A 15767-nucleotide genomic window follows, 5' to 3' on the forward strand; every position below is an offset into this window, starting at 1 on the left:
TTAGTTTAAAAAAAGATTACAAACGACTTTGATATTTCTCATAAAATTTATCTACCCTTGCTTGCTGTGTTGGGGTTAGTGATTTGGTTTTTAAAACCCAATACGCCTTTCTCGCTTTTAAAAAATCTTCATCTAAGAGTTGTATTGCTGTTTCAATAACAGACGCTGAATTTTTATTTTTAAGTTCCAATAAATCTAATAGTGCTGCCACTTCTTGATAAGAATCTACTTGTGTTAATTGCTTACCAAAATTATCTAAGTATGCTTTTTCAATACTATAGTCGGTATCTACTAAAGATTTTATTGCGGCTAACCTATGTATTTTACCCCCTTCAAAAAATAAACGATTTACAGCGTAGAAATAATTTTCTTGAAGAGCCTTATCTACATATTTGAATGCTGAATTTGTCAAAGAAGGGGTTTTTAAAACTTTTTTTATTACCGTATTTAGAACTTCTTTTGAATAGATGTTTCTATTGATTAATTCTTTTAAAGCGATATGAAAATAGGTGTTATTCTCATTTAGAATAAACATTTTCAACTGTTCTAAAGAAACCGATTTCCCTGTCTGATTTTTTATTATAGACACCACTTCTCCATTAGCCCAATGCCATAAAGTAAAACAGGTTAAGGCCGCACCACGTACCGTATCTTTGTCGTCAAGTTCTAACGCTGTTGCACCAGAAAGGGCATCAACTCCTTCTTCACCATGTTCATCTGGAGCAGTTAAAATGTCATCATAGTAAACATCTTTAAAAGGCGAATTGTCATCGGCCAAAATATAGTTTAGTTTTTCATAATCTTGAGGTTCAAATAGATCTGCTTCATACTTTTCTAAGGTTTTTCCAGCCTCCAGCTCATACCTTTCATATACTCCAATATTATTCCAAAACAGCTTAACGGGTATTATTTTACACACCTCTTCTAAACAAATAACCGAAAACACATTCATGCTATACCCAACAGGTAATCCCGCCTCATTTTGCCTTTCAGTTAAAATAGCTCTAACAGAATCTTCTTCTCCTGGGTGTTTAATAACTACCTCATGATTAATAGTCTTAAATGTATTTTGATGACTCTTCATATTGCTTAACAATAAAAAAGAGAGTATTAACCACCCGTATGTTTTTAAAGATTTAAGCATAGTTAAGCATAACAACGTACTTCAAAAAGTTTTACGTTTTTTGCACCGTAAGTAGCAGTCATGTTTATTTTGATTGCAGATACTTTTGTAGAATTAAAACTAAACTTAATAAGCCGTGTTTTGTTTTCAGAAATTTCTCCAAGATTAACCCAAGCACCATCAACACGTCCTTGAAGTTGTAACGATTTTAACATCTCTTTTGGCACACTATTGCCATATAAATCGTCATTTTTACTATCTTTTCGCATCATAATGTTTCGCTTCACATTAGTATCGCATTTTAATTCAACCTTTGTTAAATTAACAGGGGTTTCCCATTCTAATTGAACATGTGCCCCCAACCCTTCTGATTGCCAATGATTAATAGTACTATCAATATCTCTAGACATACCATTGGTTAAATTTTTAACATCACCTGTCGTGGTAGTTGACGCAAATATGAGGCTCGCCTGTCTTGCTAAATCCAACGGGTCTTTCGCAGGTCTATTGGGTATAAAAGCATCGTCTCTTAGTAACTGCTCTTGTAATGCATTGATATGTTTCTGCGCTACTTCACGAGGTAAAATACGGTTCTTATTGCAAATACTTGCGGCAGTACCCACGGCTTGCCCTTGAAGCGCACAGGTTGCCATGATTCTTGATGATGATAATGCAATGTGCGTTTGACTCACATTTCTACCAGCAAACATTAAATTTGAAATGTTCTTAGAGTACAAACTTCTAAATGGGAACTCATAAATCTTTTCAAAATGATAGTGAAAATAACTAGGAGGTTCTGAAATATTTTCAATACCTCCTGGATTGTGTTCATCTAAAGACCAACCTCCAAAAGCCACGGCATCCTCAAAATGTTTATGCCCTGTCATATCTTTTTCAGACATGATATAATCTCCAATAAATCTGCGCGATTCACGACGTGCAGGCAATGAACCTACCCAATCTAATGCAAGATTTTCCGCTTCTGGAAAATGACCTGAATTTTTTATATAATCCCAAACACCATGCAAATATCCCATAAGCTTATGTCGATTTTTTTCTGCATCGGCAATGATATCATCATCACTTCCTATTTCAATCCACCAGATACCATCTTGAAATCCTGCAAATTTTCGTCGAGGGCTAGCGCCTTCATGCGAATACTTAATGGCATATGATGGCGGAGAATATTTCATAGGTCTTCCCATATCTTTAGAGGACATTAACAAGGTAGCTCCCATTTGCCATCCATCGGGTTCATCTGGCGCATAAGTTTCATTAAATTCAGCTTTCCCTTCACGACCTGTTCTGTATTCTGCACCAGCCGTAGCTGCCAACAAGCCATCCCCTGAACAATCAATAAAAATGGGCGCATTAATAGTAATTAATTTTTCAGTTGTAGCCTGCCAGCATAATGCCGATTTAATAGTATTCCCCTCCATTACGGCCTCAATAGCTTGTGTATTGAGCATTAAAGTTAAGTTTGGTTCGCGTACCACAAAATCATACATAACATGATCAAATACAGGAAACGATTCTTGTTCATTTTCAAATCGATTATGCAACAGTATTTCTTCTATTATACCTGTTTCACGTTCTGCTTTGCCCTTAATATTATTTACACCATTTAAATGCACCCGCATTTCACTAGACGCATTTCCACCCAAAACAGGTCTATCTTGTACTAAAACTGTTTTAGAGCCGTTTCTGGCTGCTGCTACAGCCGCACAAATTCCTGCTGCGCCTCCACCTATAACAGCCACATCAAATCCCACCGTTTCTTTTCTATTAGGCATGCCTGATTTTCCAGTTCCTAAGTGATACCATTTATCTTTATCCTTGTCATAAGCCATACTTTGTGAACTTCCACAAGATGTGGTTACCATTGGTATAACTCCAGCAGCAATTGCTGCTTTTGATCCTTTTTTAAAAAACTCTCTTCTTTTCATGGTTCTTATTCGTTTAGTGGGTGTTATTGTACTATTTCAGGTGTGTGTCCTTTCCAGCCTTTGTTAAATTCAACCAGTAATTTATTTACTAATTCTGGTTCTTCATCGGCAATATTTTTAGACTCGTGAGGGTCTTTCAAATGATTATACAGTTCTAAATAAACGGGAGCTTTATCTGGATGTATTCTATCTTTCCATACTATAAACCTATAGTTCTCTGTACGCATGGCATAGCCCATTAAGTCATTTTCAAAAAGATTTCTATCCCATTTTTTGCCTTGCTGTGCTATAATGCGTTCTTCCACTTCCTCAAGTAATGGTCCGAAGTACGTTTCTCGCATTGCAGGTCTTATAGGAAAAGCTCCCCACTCCCTTAATGCCGGTGATGGAAATTGACTAAACACAGCATTTTTCCATGCTATTTCTGGATTTTCAATTAATGCTTTAAAGCTTGTTCCTTCCACATGATCTGGTATTTCTAAACCTGTTAAATCAGCAAGTGTTGGATACATATCTATTAACTCTACTAAAGCATTTGTGGCTTTACCTTGCGTGTTTTTTGGCATATTGGGTATCCAGATCATCATAGGCACACGTGTAGCAATTTCATAATTTGTGGCTTTACCCCAAATGCCCATATCGCCTAAATGCCAACCATGATCACTCCACAAAATAATGATAGTATTATCTCTTACACCTGCCTCATCCAATGCTTCAATCATTTTACCTATTTGAGCATCAACATAGCTAACACAAGCCAAATAAGCATGCTTTAATGTAATAGCCAGTTCATGATCTATGGGGCCTTTTTTAGGAATACCACTCCGTACGCGCAACTCAAAAGAAGGATGTAAGCCCATTTGAGAACCATTTAATGGCATGGTATCTTGTGGTGTGATTTTTATATGAGACCTATCATATAAATCCCAATACTTTTTTGGAGCTACCCAATTAAGGTGAGGCTTATTAAAACCCAACCCCAAAAAGAAAGGTTTATCATTTTTTGCCACTAACTCTTTCAAGGTTGCAATAGCCAGCTCGGTGTTATATCCATCACTATAGGTATTATCAGGAACGTCAGCACATTCATAAGCTTGCCCCATAGCTAATCCATATTTAGCCACATCACCATATTTTTTAATCATGGCTTTTCGCGTTTCATTCCGCTCCTTAATGTTTTTTTCTAAAGCAAACCCCACAGGTTCTTTAATACCTCTAAGGGTCATGCTATCAACAGCAGGTAATCGGCTCCAAGATTTTTCATCATCTAAATCACCGTGATGAAAAATTTTTCCCATATAAACCGTTTCATATCCATTATTTTTAAAATGCTGTGGCAGTGTTATTACATCTGGGTTAACCTCTCTAAACTTTATATAGTTATGAAATACACCACTGGATTCTGGACGAATTCCAGTTAACAAACTTGCTCTCGAAGGGCCACAAATAGCTTGTTGGCAGTAGGCACGATTAAACTGTAACCCCTGACTTGCCAATTTATCCATATTAGGAGACATTGCTATCTCTGAACCATAAGACCCCAATTCAGGGCGCAAATCATCTATGCCAATGAATAAAATATTTGGTTGCTTCGATTGTTGAATTATGGGCTCTTCAAAATTTTTACAGCTAAAACATAAGACAAAAACAATACATATAACTTGGGTAGTGCTCATTAGATAAATGGATTCAATATTGACTTTAAAATTCGTCAATAACCAGAAATTTCACATGCTCACATTTATCTAACCTTTGTAATATATTACCTGTATTTAATAGAATTTGTTGATTACTTTTTCTTCCAAACCCGAATATAATCAACATACATGGTTGTAGGCATGCCTTTCAATTGTTTTTTGGCTTCTTCATCAACCAGAGGATTTACAGCCCTATTAGCATTATTAGAGAATTTCACAAAGGGTCTGCGTAAGCCCAAAGAAGCTGTAACATGCATTGGTCTATACCAATAAGTATTGGGTTTACTTCCTATTTTTTCGCCATCAACATACCAAATAATCTCTTTTTCATTGACTTCACAACCGTAAATATGATAGTTTTTACTAGGATCATCAGATAACCTAAACTTATTTAATTGGGCCTCTGGATACTTTTTGGGTCTATACCAAACGCCTTTTCCGTTTTCTTTCTTAACCAAATGAAGGTTGTGATCTGAATCCATAATGTCATCTTGATGTCCTTTATGCCAATCGAATTGTTGTAATTCTACAACATCAATTTCGCAGTAAATCACTTCTCCATCAGCCACGTCTCTATCAAAATCACTGTAAAGCCAAAACGAAGGACAAACGCCATAACCATTTTTAGGTCCAGAAACCGCTATTGCCGCCCCTTTTATTCTTGCTTCTACATAGCCCGTTGTGAAAGTGGCTTTCGATTTTAAAATTCCTGATTTAAAATACGTGCCATCATCAGATTCATTATCCGCATTATGCTGCATTGTTAAAGCTGCTACACCATTCTCAATTTTAGCATTGGCATTATTATTCCATTTCCAACCTGTAGTATTAGGCAACTTATCCTCTTTGTACCATTTACCCCAATCTAACTTGGCTCCATCAAACTCATCAGACAAACTCTTAACCAATTGCCATGAGTCACTAGGATTTGAAGTTTTAACAGGTACTTGCCCATGCACTGGAACAAATACCACTAAAACTAATAGGGCTATCAGTTTATTCATGGCATTACTTAACTTTTAGCAATAGCACCTCTTCTGACGCTAAATCAAATTCAGCATCAACAGGGTTTTCCGTCATCAAATCATGAATAGTGACAGGGGTTCCAGACTTCAATGACAGCCTAATCTTTGCAGTGTCATGCCCTACATTAAGTAAATTTACTAGGTAGGTTCCATCTTCCTGTTTAACCACGCGTGAAATGGTTGTTTTATAATCTTTTCCATTGTTTGATTCAATGATAACATCAGGCATATAATCAGCCACCTCTTCTAAAGCTACTTTTTTAATTTCTGCCATATCAACATTCTTCATCTCCATTAGTTTGCCTTTGCCTGCCGTTAACTTATTGCTACGTTTTTTACCGTACTCGTTCATAGACAAACTTTCTTCTGAATCAATAATTACAGTGCCGCCATTATTTAAATACGATTGCAATGCATTAAATTCAGCATCCGTTATATATTTTGTTTTATAAACTACAACGGTATTCCATGTACTATTATCTTGTTTTTCAATAATATTTTTGGTTACAAAACCTAAGGATAACCCTTCAAAAAACAGAGATTTGTATAATTTACCAGTTTGTGTCATATAATCTGACGTATTGATAGCCGAGGTCTCCGAATAGAATAAACGTAACGGGCGTGGTTGTTTTCTTAAGGCTACAATTTCTTCTGAAAAACTATTTAAATCATACATTACTTGAGTCACTTCATTAGTTATATGTGGCTGCATATTGTTAGAACCTGCATAAGCACCTCCTAAACCAGGATCAAAGAAATCTAATTCACCTTCTAGACGGTCTTCTGGAGAACCATCTGGGTCACGCGCCCAAAACCAGCCCATGTTAGCATCCATGCCCATTAAAGTTGCCAACCAGTACACATTGCGAACATAACTTGTACGCGAATCTAAATCTCTCCACATACCTGAAGAAAGGAAATGAGATTCAGAGTTTACATTAATTTTATCAGGGCCTACCGACTCTAAAAAATCGTGTAGAATAGCCATACCATCCCATTTATAAGCATAATTTTTATACCAATCTGAATTAATATGAGGCCTAATACTTGGGCTTCCTAAAGCTTTTGCATCATGACCAATCATTGTTGTCAATTCAGTTAAAGCTTCAAAGTCCATACCGTGTGAACGAGAATCTTCATAGAATGTTCTTGGAAATAGTTTAATATGAGTATTAGCATCAGGATTAACAGCATGTAATTCATCTTGCATAAATTTAAACCAAGACGTACTTCTATCCATGTGGTAACGGTTCCAGTCATACCAAATAGGTTTACCTTGAAGCGCCGTATCAATTGGAATTTCTATTTCTACACCATTGAAACTTTTAAATGACGAATCCCAGTTGGCATTTAGCTTTTGAATATTGTTATTGTATTTGTTTTTTAACCAATTTCTGAAATTGTTCAAAGTATATGATGAAATACCATTCATTTCTTTAAAACGATAGGTCCAATGATTCTTTTCAGAATACCAATGTGGTTCGTTAGCAAAAATATAGCCTAATTCTGTAACCTTTTTACCTTTTGTAAGCTCACCTGTACGGCGTATGATTTTACCCCATAAATCGCGTGCTACGGGGTTGTCAATATCAAATCCCGTAAATAAAGAACGTCCTTTACGAATCTCAGGTTCTTTCTTTTCTACCCACTCTGGTATACCCATAGACCAATAGATTAAGAACCCAATATTGGTGTCGGGAATGCCTGTTAGCTCTTTCATTAACTCTTCATCGAAAGTACCATCCTCTTTCAATAGAAATGAATTGATCGCGCGATCATGGTCAACAGGGTATAAATTCTCACCTCCGTGGTATAACGCCCCTAAGTGATCATTATAAATATCTTTATTGGTTAGTGGTTGCCCTACTGTTTTTGAAAAGTAATCATAGGGAAAAGATGGTTTACCATTGCTCACAAACATATTATTACCCGCTTTGGTATTTTGCCAATCTACCTTATTAACAGGACGACGCTTAATGTCTCCCGCCAGTTCTTGATTTAATGTTTCAATACCTTTATCTAAAATTTGAATCACCTTTTGTCGTTCAAAATCTGGTAACTTGGCTGCTAATGAGTCTTTATTGTCCGCATAATATCTTTCGTAACCAAATGCCATGGCAATGGCTTCTGGATTTGCTTCATCCCAATTGGCAAACTTTAAAAATTGCTCTGAAAACCAAATTATGGTCTCTTCTCTAGTGACATCAATAGATTTAGACTGCGCATCTTCCATTAAGGATTTTAAGGTTTCTATCTTTTCTCTTGCTTCCTCTTCAAGAGATAATACTTTACTTTCCTGTTTACAAGCAGCCAATAAAAGGAAAACTGACAGGTATAAGAACGACTTTGCTAATACTGATTTCATTTTTTATTAGTATTTAATTTACTATAATTTAATTAGACTTCCCTACGTTATAGGTGGTATTTAATTTTACGATATCTAATGATTGCTTTTCACCATTACTCCATAACACTTCGGCCTCGTCAATTTTAGTAGATGTGCCAAGACCTATATGAAGATTGGTGTTTAAAGGATGTGAAAAATAGGACGATGTAGCACCAACCACACGTTTATAGATATTACCGCCCGCTTTTAACGTTAATATAGCACCAATAGGAGTTACTTTTCCTGAAGGCGAGTTGCCTACGTTTACCACCACATAATTATTATCTGATTTTAAATGGTTTGTAAACAAGTGCCAGCGGCCACGTTCGTTAGCATAAATAATATCTAAATCGCCATCCTTGTCGTAATCAAACGCATCAGCTCCCATACCCGTTGAACCGACTTCTTCTCTAACAATACCATGACCTTCAATTCTTTTGAATTGCTTTCCTTCATCATTGAGATATAAGAATTGTTCAATTTGTGACGCAGAATGACCGTAACGCACAATGTATAGATCAGACCAGCCATCATTATTAAAATCACCCACTGCAGAACTGGTGGTTTGCTCAGAAATATCAATACCCAGTTTTGCAGTTACATCCACAAAAGTACCGTTTTGATTTTCCAATAATTTAGCGGGTAAATTCTTCAACTCAATTGTTTCTGGTTTTTCTACCACGTTATGTATCACTCCTGATGTTGGCGCATTTGTAAAACCTTCTATACGCCAATAATCATTTCCCAAATAACCTATATACAATCCTTTTTTAGAGGTATCTTCTGGCCAACCTTCGGCTTCTTTTTGAGTTAAAGTAAAATCTTGATGCCCATGCTTGTCTAATTTACGCTTAAACAATTTCTTTTTGGCTCCAATAAACACATCAAAATGAGGAAAGGCCATTTGTAGGTTTTCAATTTTAAAATCACCCTTAATTTTTATACTATCGTGTTTAAACGGTTCACGACGTGCAAAGAAGTAAAATCTTTTGTTCTCGGTATCATAATCACTTTCAGCATCAAAAGCATGTTTTGATCGTGTTAAAAACAAATCGAAATCAGCATCATTATCAAAATCGATTTCTGAAACACTCGTGGTCAAATTAGTGTTTGTTAAATCGCCTAGTACTGTTTCGGTCACATCAGTAAATTTGTTATTAGCTTCTCCCTGAACAGCTATAACTTTACTCCCTCCATAGAAAATCATATCGGTGATGTTATCGTTATTGAAATCAACATACGTCATACGGTCATTAAAACGATCAGCATAAGGCAAAAATTTAGAAAATTTAAATTCCTGCTCTTCATCTTTTAAATATAAAAAATGGGCTTTATCGTTTTGATTTTTGGGAGGAAACGCTGTTAGTAGCAATCCTAAATTACCATCATTATTGCCATCAATAAACTTAACCGCACGCCCTCGGCTTGCTTTAAAATGCTTGAATTCTTTCTCTTCTGAAACACTTCTATCTAAATTAACAGTATAGGCTCGTAGTTTTCTAGGGTTTTTACCATCACCGCCGCCTGGTTGAACCAAAACTTCTAACAGACCGTCGCCATTATAATCACCAATAGCTATACCATGGGTATCCCCAAAAATAAACGGTTCTCCCCGCTCAAAAACACCTTTATTGTTCCAAAACAATTCAACACGTCTTGAATGTTCAGTTAGCAGCATATCCATATAACCATCTTGATCTAAATCTGCAATAACAGCGTTATCAAATTTTCTTCGTGAACGCTCCTCGCCTGGAAAAATAGCCTTGTCTTCTGAAAAACTTAATTCAGGCATATTATTATCATCATTTTGAGCACTTATAAAACTTGGTAGCATCAACATAGCCAAAAGTGCCAAGGTTAAATAACATATGTTATTCTTATTCATTTTAATATTTAGCTTTTAGATTGAATGAAAAAGAAATGATTAATTTAAAAATCAGATCAACTTCTTCTCTTTCACAAATGTTGAAATTATATAACGGAAATAATCTTATGTCAACTCTTAATACAAGGATTAATATTAATCACATCCTAACACATGTACTTCAATACATTGATAGACTTAGATTCTTTATTCTTACCTACTGTAATATTACATAGGCTACACCTAACTTCTCGAAGGCTACTTATTTAGATTGCAACTTGTCTTGAATTTCTTCTATAGTTAACCCTTTAGTTTCTACTAGGTATTTAAATAATATTATAAGACCTATGGCCACTACAATAGCATAAATCAACAACGTAGTACTTATACCGAATTGATCCAATTGCCATGGAAAAAACTGTTGTACTAACATACTAACCAAACTAGTTATTAACGTAATAGCAGGAATGGCTATACCTCGAATAGATATGGGGAATATTTCTGAAAACAACACCCACATAACAGGCCCTACAGAGAAATGAAAAGCCGCAATGAAACTCAAAATACCAAAGAAAATTAGCATGGCATTCATAGTGGCTGACTTTTGAATTAACAACCCAGAAAAATCACGAGCATCAGCTTCACCTAAAGTTTCTTTTAGTGCATTTTTAAACTCTGCATCACTTTTATATTCTACATCAACCATTTTTTTTAAACGCTCTGCATTTGGTATCTCTTTCATTTCAGAAACAGCATCGGCAGTAATGGTATATCTGGCTTGGTAAAAGCCGAATGAACACAATCCTAAACTTAAAACAATCCATATCATGCCATAAATAATTAAGGGCCTTCTGCCTAATTTATCTACAAGAAGTAATCCTAAAATGGTAAATACTACACTAGTAAGACCAATCCAAATAGCTTGCAAGAATGAGGCATCGCTTCCTATACCTAGTTGCTCAATAACTGTTTGGGCATAAAAAAGAATGGCGTTAATACCTGTTGCTTGTTGTGCAATAGCAATGGTTAGAGCAATAATTAAAGTAACCCGCATAGGTTTACCCATAATTTCTTTAAACTGCGCTCTTAATGAATGATCGCTTGAACTTTTGCTCAAACTATCTTGCATATCGTCAATATGTTGATCTACTTGATTTTCGGGAATAAGTTTTTTTAATGTTATTTTAGCTTCATCTATACGCCCTTGAAACATCAACCAAGACGGACTTCTAGGAACTATAAACAATAATCCAAGCCATAGTATGGCAGGAATAATTTCAGTACCAAGCATCCAACGCCATGTATTAGTATCAATACCCCATTCCGAAACCCATGGCGCTCCTGAACTGACTAAATCAATAATTAAATAGTTTAAAAAATAAGCAGCTGAAAGCCCTATCACAATATTAATTTGAATCATGGAAACTAATTTTCCTCGGTATTCTTGAGGAGCAATCTCTCCTATATACATGGAGGCCATTGAAATTGATGTAAATGCCAAACCTCCTAAAAATCTGGCTATAACAAGCATCACATAACTTGGTGCAAACGCCGAAGAAACGGCTGAAACAATATACAGAATGGCTATAATTTGAATAGCTCTTTTTCTTCCAAATCTATTACTTACCCATCCTGCAAAAAGTAAGGCTAACAATACACCCCATGCTGGAGCACTTACTACTGTGCCCAACTCTAAAGTTGATAACGCAAATTCTTTTGAAATGAATTTAGTTGTTCCAGAAATTAATGCTGCATCTAATCCAAACAGAAAGCCACCCATAGCTACAATGGTGGAATAGGTAAACGCATTTTTTTTATATGAACTCATAGGTTTTAGTTTAGTTAGTTCGTTTTTTTCCCACAGATATTTGGGTGTTAAATTTACTTATTTTATGTTCAACAGTTTCTCCGTTGGACCAAGTAACAATAATTTTTGCAGATTTCACATCAGCACCTAAACCAAAATGGATTAAATTATTAAAACTCAATGAATATTGAGCTGCTGTAGAACCTACGCGTTTTTGTTGTTTTTGATTTCCATATACTATGGTTACCATAGCTCCCAAAGCTGATACTTTTTTTGATGGCGCATATCCAATATTTACAATGGCATACTTATTATCTATGTCTGCTACTGATAACACATTTTTGAATAAATGCCACTTACCGCGCTCATTACCCACAACAACATCAACGTTTCCATCATTGTTGTAATCTAATGTTTCTACAGCCATTCCTATAGCTCCTAATTCTGGGGACATGATATTAGGATTCTCAAGCTTTTTAAATATTTCGCCATTTCTATTAGCAAAAATGATGGCTTTATTCTTATACACTAAATTACCTCTTGGTACAACGAGAATATCTGAAAACCCATCATTATTAAAATCTGCAATAGCCACAGCACTCGAATTATCGTTAAAAAACACACCTGCCTTTTTTGTTACATCATGAAATTTACCTCCTTTGTTTTCTAATAACATATCAGGAAGTCCTTCTTTATGATTGTAGGCTGGATAATTTTTAACACCATGAACAACACCTGTTGCAGGTGCCCAAAGAAACCCAGCAATGCGCCAACTATTATTTCCTACAAACCCAATATACCAACCTTTTTTGTCTTCATAATTAGTGTTGTCAGGAAAACCTAGTGCGTTACTATTCACTAATCGAATGTCTTTTCCTGAATGTGTTTCTCCTTCAAACTCATAATCATATGAAGCTTCGCCAATAAAATAGGTATCGTTGTTTGGCCACTGCGATTGAAAATTTTCAAGACTTAGAATATCTCCGGCTTCTAAATCTTCAAACTGAAATTTACCCCGTTTAGTAAAAAACCCAAAGTCTTTGGTCTCTGAATTAAAGAATGTTTCACCTATTTCAAAGTCATGCCCTCGGGTAAAATACAAATCAAAATCACCATCATTATCAAAATCAATCTCGGCAACTCCTGTTACATTATCAATATCAAAAGGCAGTACTTTTTTGGTAACATCTTCAAAGGTAAAACCGTCACCTCCTTTATATATTTTAACCTTACCATGACCGTACATAACAAGATCTAAAACTTGATCTCCGTTATAATCTGTCACTAAAACTTTTTGTCCATCTGCTTTACTTGGTGCCAAAGTATCTTGTAAAACGAGCTCGCCTTGGCCGTTATTCTTATAGATGTAATTTTCGCTTTTCCCTTTTTTTGAAGCATCAGGGAACGCAAAATTCAGGAGATCTAAGTTACCATCATTATTAATATCAACAAATTGAACGGTTCTTCCTCTCATTAATGCTAAAGGTTCCTTAAAATCCTTCATAGGTACAAAATCTCTTCCTACAACACGATACATCTTTGAATTTCTAGCATTACTACCAGAACCACCGCCACGAGACATAATAACTTCTATGTTACCGTCTAAATCAAAATCGCCTGCTGAAACACCATGTAAATCTCCCATAATAATATCGAAGGGCTTAGCAAACTTACCTTTGTTATTCCAGCACACCTGAATACCATAACCATGATCATTAATTAACAGGTCTAAATATCCATCTTGATCTAAGTCTGCCACCACAGGTGCATCCCACTTTCTAAGATTTTTTTCCTGTCTTGGAAAATCTTTCTTAGCCTCTACAAACCAACCTGTACTGGTTTGAGCAGTACACACGTTAAAAAAAAAGAAATAAGCAATTACCAATAAAGGTAATTGCTTTAAAACATCATATCTATTTCTTGATCTCATAAGATATATTTATTAATTCCAGACAATTGGCATAAAAACAGTCATTTCTGCCTGCCCCCTATTGCTCCAAGCAAAGTATGGCACCAACTGTGTTTGGTAAGCTTCCCATTGCGGCTTACTTACACTTCTATACATGCCTGCTTTATTGTCTTTTCTTAATAGCAATTCGCTTTCAATTACAGTTACACCACCTAAGAAATCTGATTTATGAACCGCCTTAAGTTTTGAATCTCCATTAAAATACACATCAAGTATCTCAGTGTTTTCAGGTAAATCAGGTGATTCTATACAATATACTATAGGTCCTCGTTTTACTGCAATTTGATTCCTTACTTCTTCTATTCTTGGATGCCCTTCAATAAGTTTTATAGGCATTGGAAGATTTAAAGTAATAACATCTCCCTTAGTCCAAACACGATTAATAGTTGAAAACTGACCAGATTGCACATCTTGATCCAACGTTTTGCCATTCACTTGAATGGAAGCGCCTTCAGTCCATCCTGGTATTCTCAGTTTAATATCAAACGCAGATGATTTGCACTCTTCAATTGTTATGGTTACTAAACCATCCCATGGGTAATTGGTTTCTTGAGTAAGTTTTAAATTTGAACCATCTTTTAACTGTGTCTCTAATTGGTTGCTTCCAAAAAGATTGACTGACAGACCATTTTCTGCAATACTATAAGACCAACCTGATACTTTTGCAATGGTTCGTACTAAGTTTGGCGGACAACAAAAACACTCTAAATAAGGCTGTCTGTTTGGTGTTTCAGTAACATCGGCATGCGCCTCATAATCTCTTGTATTATTAACCATTCTAAGTGGATTGGCATAGAAATAATCTTTTCCCTCAACGCTAATACCCGACAATCCACTATTATATAATACCAACTCGATAATATCTGCGTATTTAGATTCGCCATGAATATTTAACATACGGTAGCTAAACATGGCATTACATAAATTGGCACAAGTTTCATTATAGGCAGTCATGTTAGGCATCATGTACTCATCAATAAAACCTTCCTCTATCATATCAAGGTTGGTAGAAGCCCCATAATGTGCTTGCCCCACAGCTCCTGTTACGTACATTTTTTTATCGGTAACATTTTCCCATAATCTATCTAAAGCATCTATTAAGGCCTGTTCTCCAGTTTCAGAATACACATCGGCCGCACCAGCATAATAATACAACGCTAATACAGCATGACCCACCGCTTCTTCTGAAATTCTTAGTGGCGTTCTTTCCTGAACCATATCGCCAATAGGATAACCTACTGTGGTAGAGTCGTGTTTTACTTCATATTTACCCCTATTATTAATAAATTTTTCAGCTAAGCTTAAATAACGCTTATCTTTTGTTGTTCTGTACAGCTCAACCAAGCCCATGATTTGTGTTTGATTAAACCCGAAACGACCATAATGTTTGGTCTCTGGCATAAAAATCACATACATCAAATCGGCATGTTTTATGGCAATATCTAAGAAGTTTCTTTGCCCTGTTACTTTATGATGTATACAAGCACTTATTAATAAGTGCCCACTGTTATACATTTCATGGTATTTACGGTTCTCATACCTATCTGCATCATTGCTTAATTGTATTTGAGTTTGTAAGTATCCATCATCTTCTTGTGCTTTCCCAATAATGCTAATATATTCATCAATCTCGCTAAGAAGTTTTTCATTCTTTGTATACGCATATACACATGTTTTTGCTTCAACAAACTTGTAAAAATCACCATCATGCCAAAACATACCTTTGTGCTCTCCTTCTTTTTCTCCAGCTGCTATTTTAAAATTATTTAACGCATGCCCCACATCGCCACACAAAACATTTCCCATATATGGCACCATAACCTCCTCACATTTTTTGAATTTATCAGCCCAAAAACCTCCAGTCCAATTACATGACCCGATGTTTATTTCCTTTAGTTTTTTATACGTACTCATTTTATTATTCTTTCGTTATTATGTAACTATTTTAAT

The 15767-nt window shown here is 35.6% G+C and carries 9 protein-coding genes; all 9 read right to left on the reverse strand.

Annotation, left to right across the window (positions count from 1 at the left end; genetic code table 11):
• Positions 1 to 16: 16 nt before the first annotated feature.
• Positions 17 to 1084, reverse strand: a complete 1068-nt coding sequence (locus FGF67_RS14080) for a hypothetical protein (protein WP_139698406.1) — start codon at positions 1082 to 1084, stop codon at positions 17 to 19.
• A 62-nt stretch (positions 1085 to 1146) separates the two neighbouring features.
• A complete protein-coding gene (locus FGF67_RS14085; RefSeq protein WP_139698407.1) occupies positions 1147 to 3069 on the reverse strand; it encodes an FAD-dependent oxidoreductase in 1923 nt (640 codons plus the stop codon).
• A gap of 23 nt (positions 3070 to 3092) precedes the next feature.
• Entirely contained in the window at positions 3093 to 4745 is a 1653-nt protein-coding gene (locus FGF67_RS14090; protein WP_139698408.1) for a sulfatase, read from the reverse strand.
• Between the two features lie 113 nt (positions 4746 to 4858).
• Positions 4859 to 5770: a family 16 glycosylhydrolase gene (locus tag FGF67_RS14095; protein WP_139698409.1), complete on the reverse strand. Its 912-nt coding sequence runs from the start codon at positions 5768 to 5770 to the stop codon at positions 4859 to 4861.
• Between the two features lie 4 nt (positions 5771 to 5774).
• Positions 5775 to 8156: a beta-galactosidase gene (locus tag FGF67_RS14100; protein WP_139698410.1), complete on the reverse strand. Its 2382-nt coding sequence runs from the start codon at positions 8154 to 8156 to the stop codon at positions 5775 to 5777.
• A gap of 28 nt (positions 8157 to 8184) precedes the next feature.
• Positions 8185 to 10062, reverse strand: coding sequence for a CRTAC1 family protein (locus FGF67_RS14105; protein WP_139698411.1), 1878 nt, complete (start codon positions 10060 to 10062; stop codon positions 8185 to 8187).
• Positions 10063 to 10303: 241 nt separating this feature from the next.
• On the reverse strand, positions 10304 to 11869 hold the full coding sequence (locus tag FGF67_RS14110) for an MFS transporter (RefSeq protein WP_139698412.1): 1566 nt from the start codon (positions 11867 to 11869) through the stop codon (positions 10304 to 10306).
• Positions 11870 to 11879: 10 nt separating this feature from the next.
• A complete protein-coding gene (locus tag FGF67_RS14115) occupies positions 11880 to 13778 on the reverse strand; it encodes a CRTAC1 family protein (protein ID WP_139698413.1) in 1899 nt (632 codons plus the stop codon).
• A 12-nt stretch (positions 13779 to 13790) separates the two neighbouring features.
• Positions 13791 to 15731 carry a glycoside hydrolase family 127 protein gene (locus FGF67_RS14120; protein WP_139698414.1) on the reverse strand — a complete coding sequence of 647 codons (1941 nt, stop codon included), beginning with the start codon at positions 15729 to 15731 and terminating at the stop codon, positions 13791 to 13793.
• Positions 15732 to 15767 lie beyond the last annotated feature (36 nt).

This window comes from Allotamlana fucoidanivorans (assembly GCF_006265225.1).
Taxonomy (GTDB): Bacteria; Bacteroidota; Bacteroidia; order Flavobacteriales; family Flavobacteriaceae; genus Allotamlana; species Allotamlana fucoidanivorans.

What these genes read in the sequence shown, in the direction of transcription:
- FGF67_RS14080 (WP_139698406.1), bottom strand. Translation starts at nt 1,084, where the DNA reads ATGAAGAGTCATCAAAATACATTTAAGACTATTAATCATGAGGTAGTT.
- FGF67_RS14085 (WP_139698407.1), bottom strand. Translation starts at nt 3,069, where the DNA reads ATGAAAAGAAGAGAGTTTTTTAAAAAAGGATCAAAAGCAGCAATTGCT.
- FGF67_RS14090 (WP_139698408.1), bottom strand. Translation starts at nt 4,745, where the DNA reads ATGAGCACTACCCAAGTTATATGTATTGTTTTTGTCTTATGTTTTAGC.
- FGF67_RS14095 (WP_139698409.1), bottom strand. Translation starts at nt 5,770, where the DNA reads ATGAATAAACTGATAGCCCTATTAGTTTTAGTGGTATTTGTTCCAGTG.
- FGF67_RS14100 (WP_139698410.1), bottom strand. Translation starts at nt 8,156, where the DNA reads ATGAAATCAGTATTAGCAAAGTCGTTCTTATACCTGTCAGTTTTCCTT.
- FGF67_RS14105 (WP_139698411.1), bottom strand. Translation starts at nt 10,062, where the DNA reads ATGAATAAGAATAACATATGTTATTTAACCTTGGCACTTTTGGCTATG.
- FGF67_RS14110 (WP_139698412.1), bottom strand. Translation starts at nt 11,869, where the DNA reads ATGAGTTCATATAAAAAAAATGCGTTTACCTATTCCACCATTGTAGCT.
- FGF67_RS14115 (WP_139698413.1), bottom strand. Translation starts at nt 13,778, where the DNA reads ATGAGATCAAGAAATAGATATGATGTTTTAAAGCAATTACCTTTATTG.
- FGF67_RS14120 (WP_139698414.1), bottom strand. Translation starts at nt 15,731, where the DNA reads ATGAGTACGTATAAAAAACTAAAGGAAATAAACATCGGGTCATGTAAT.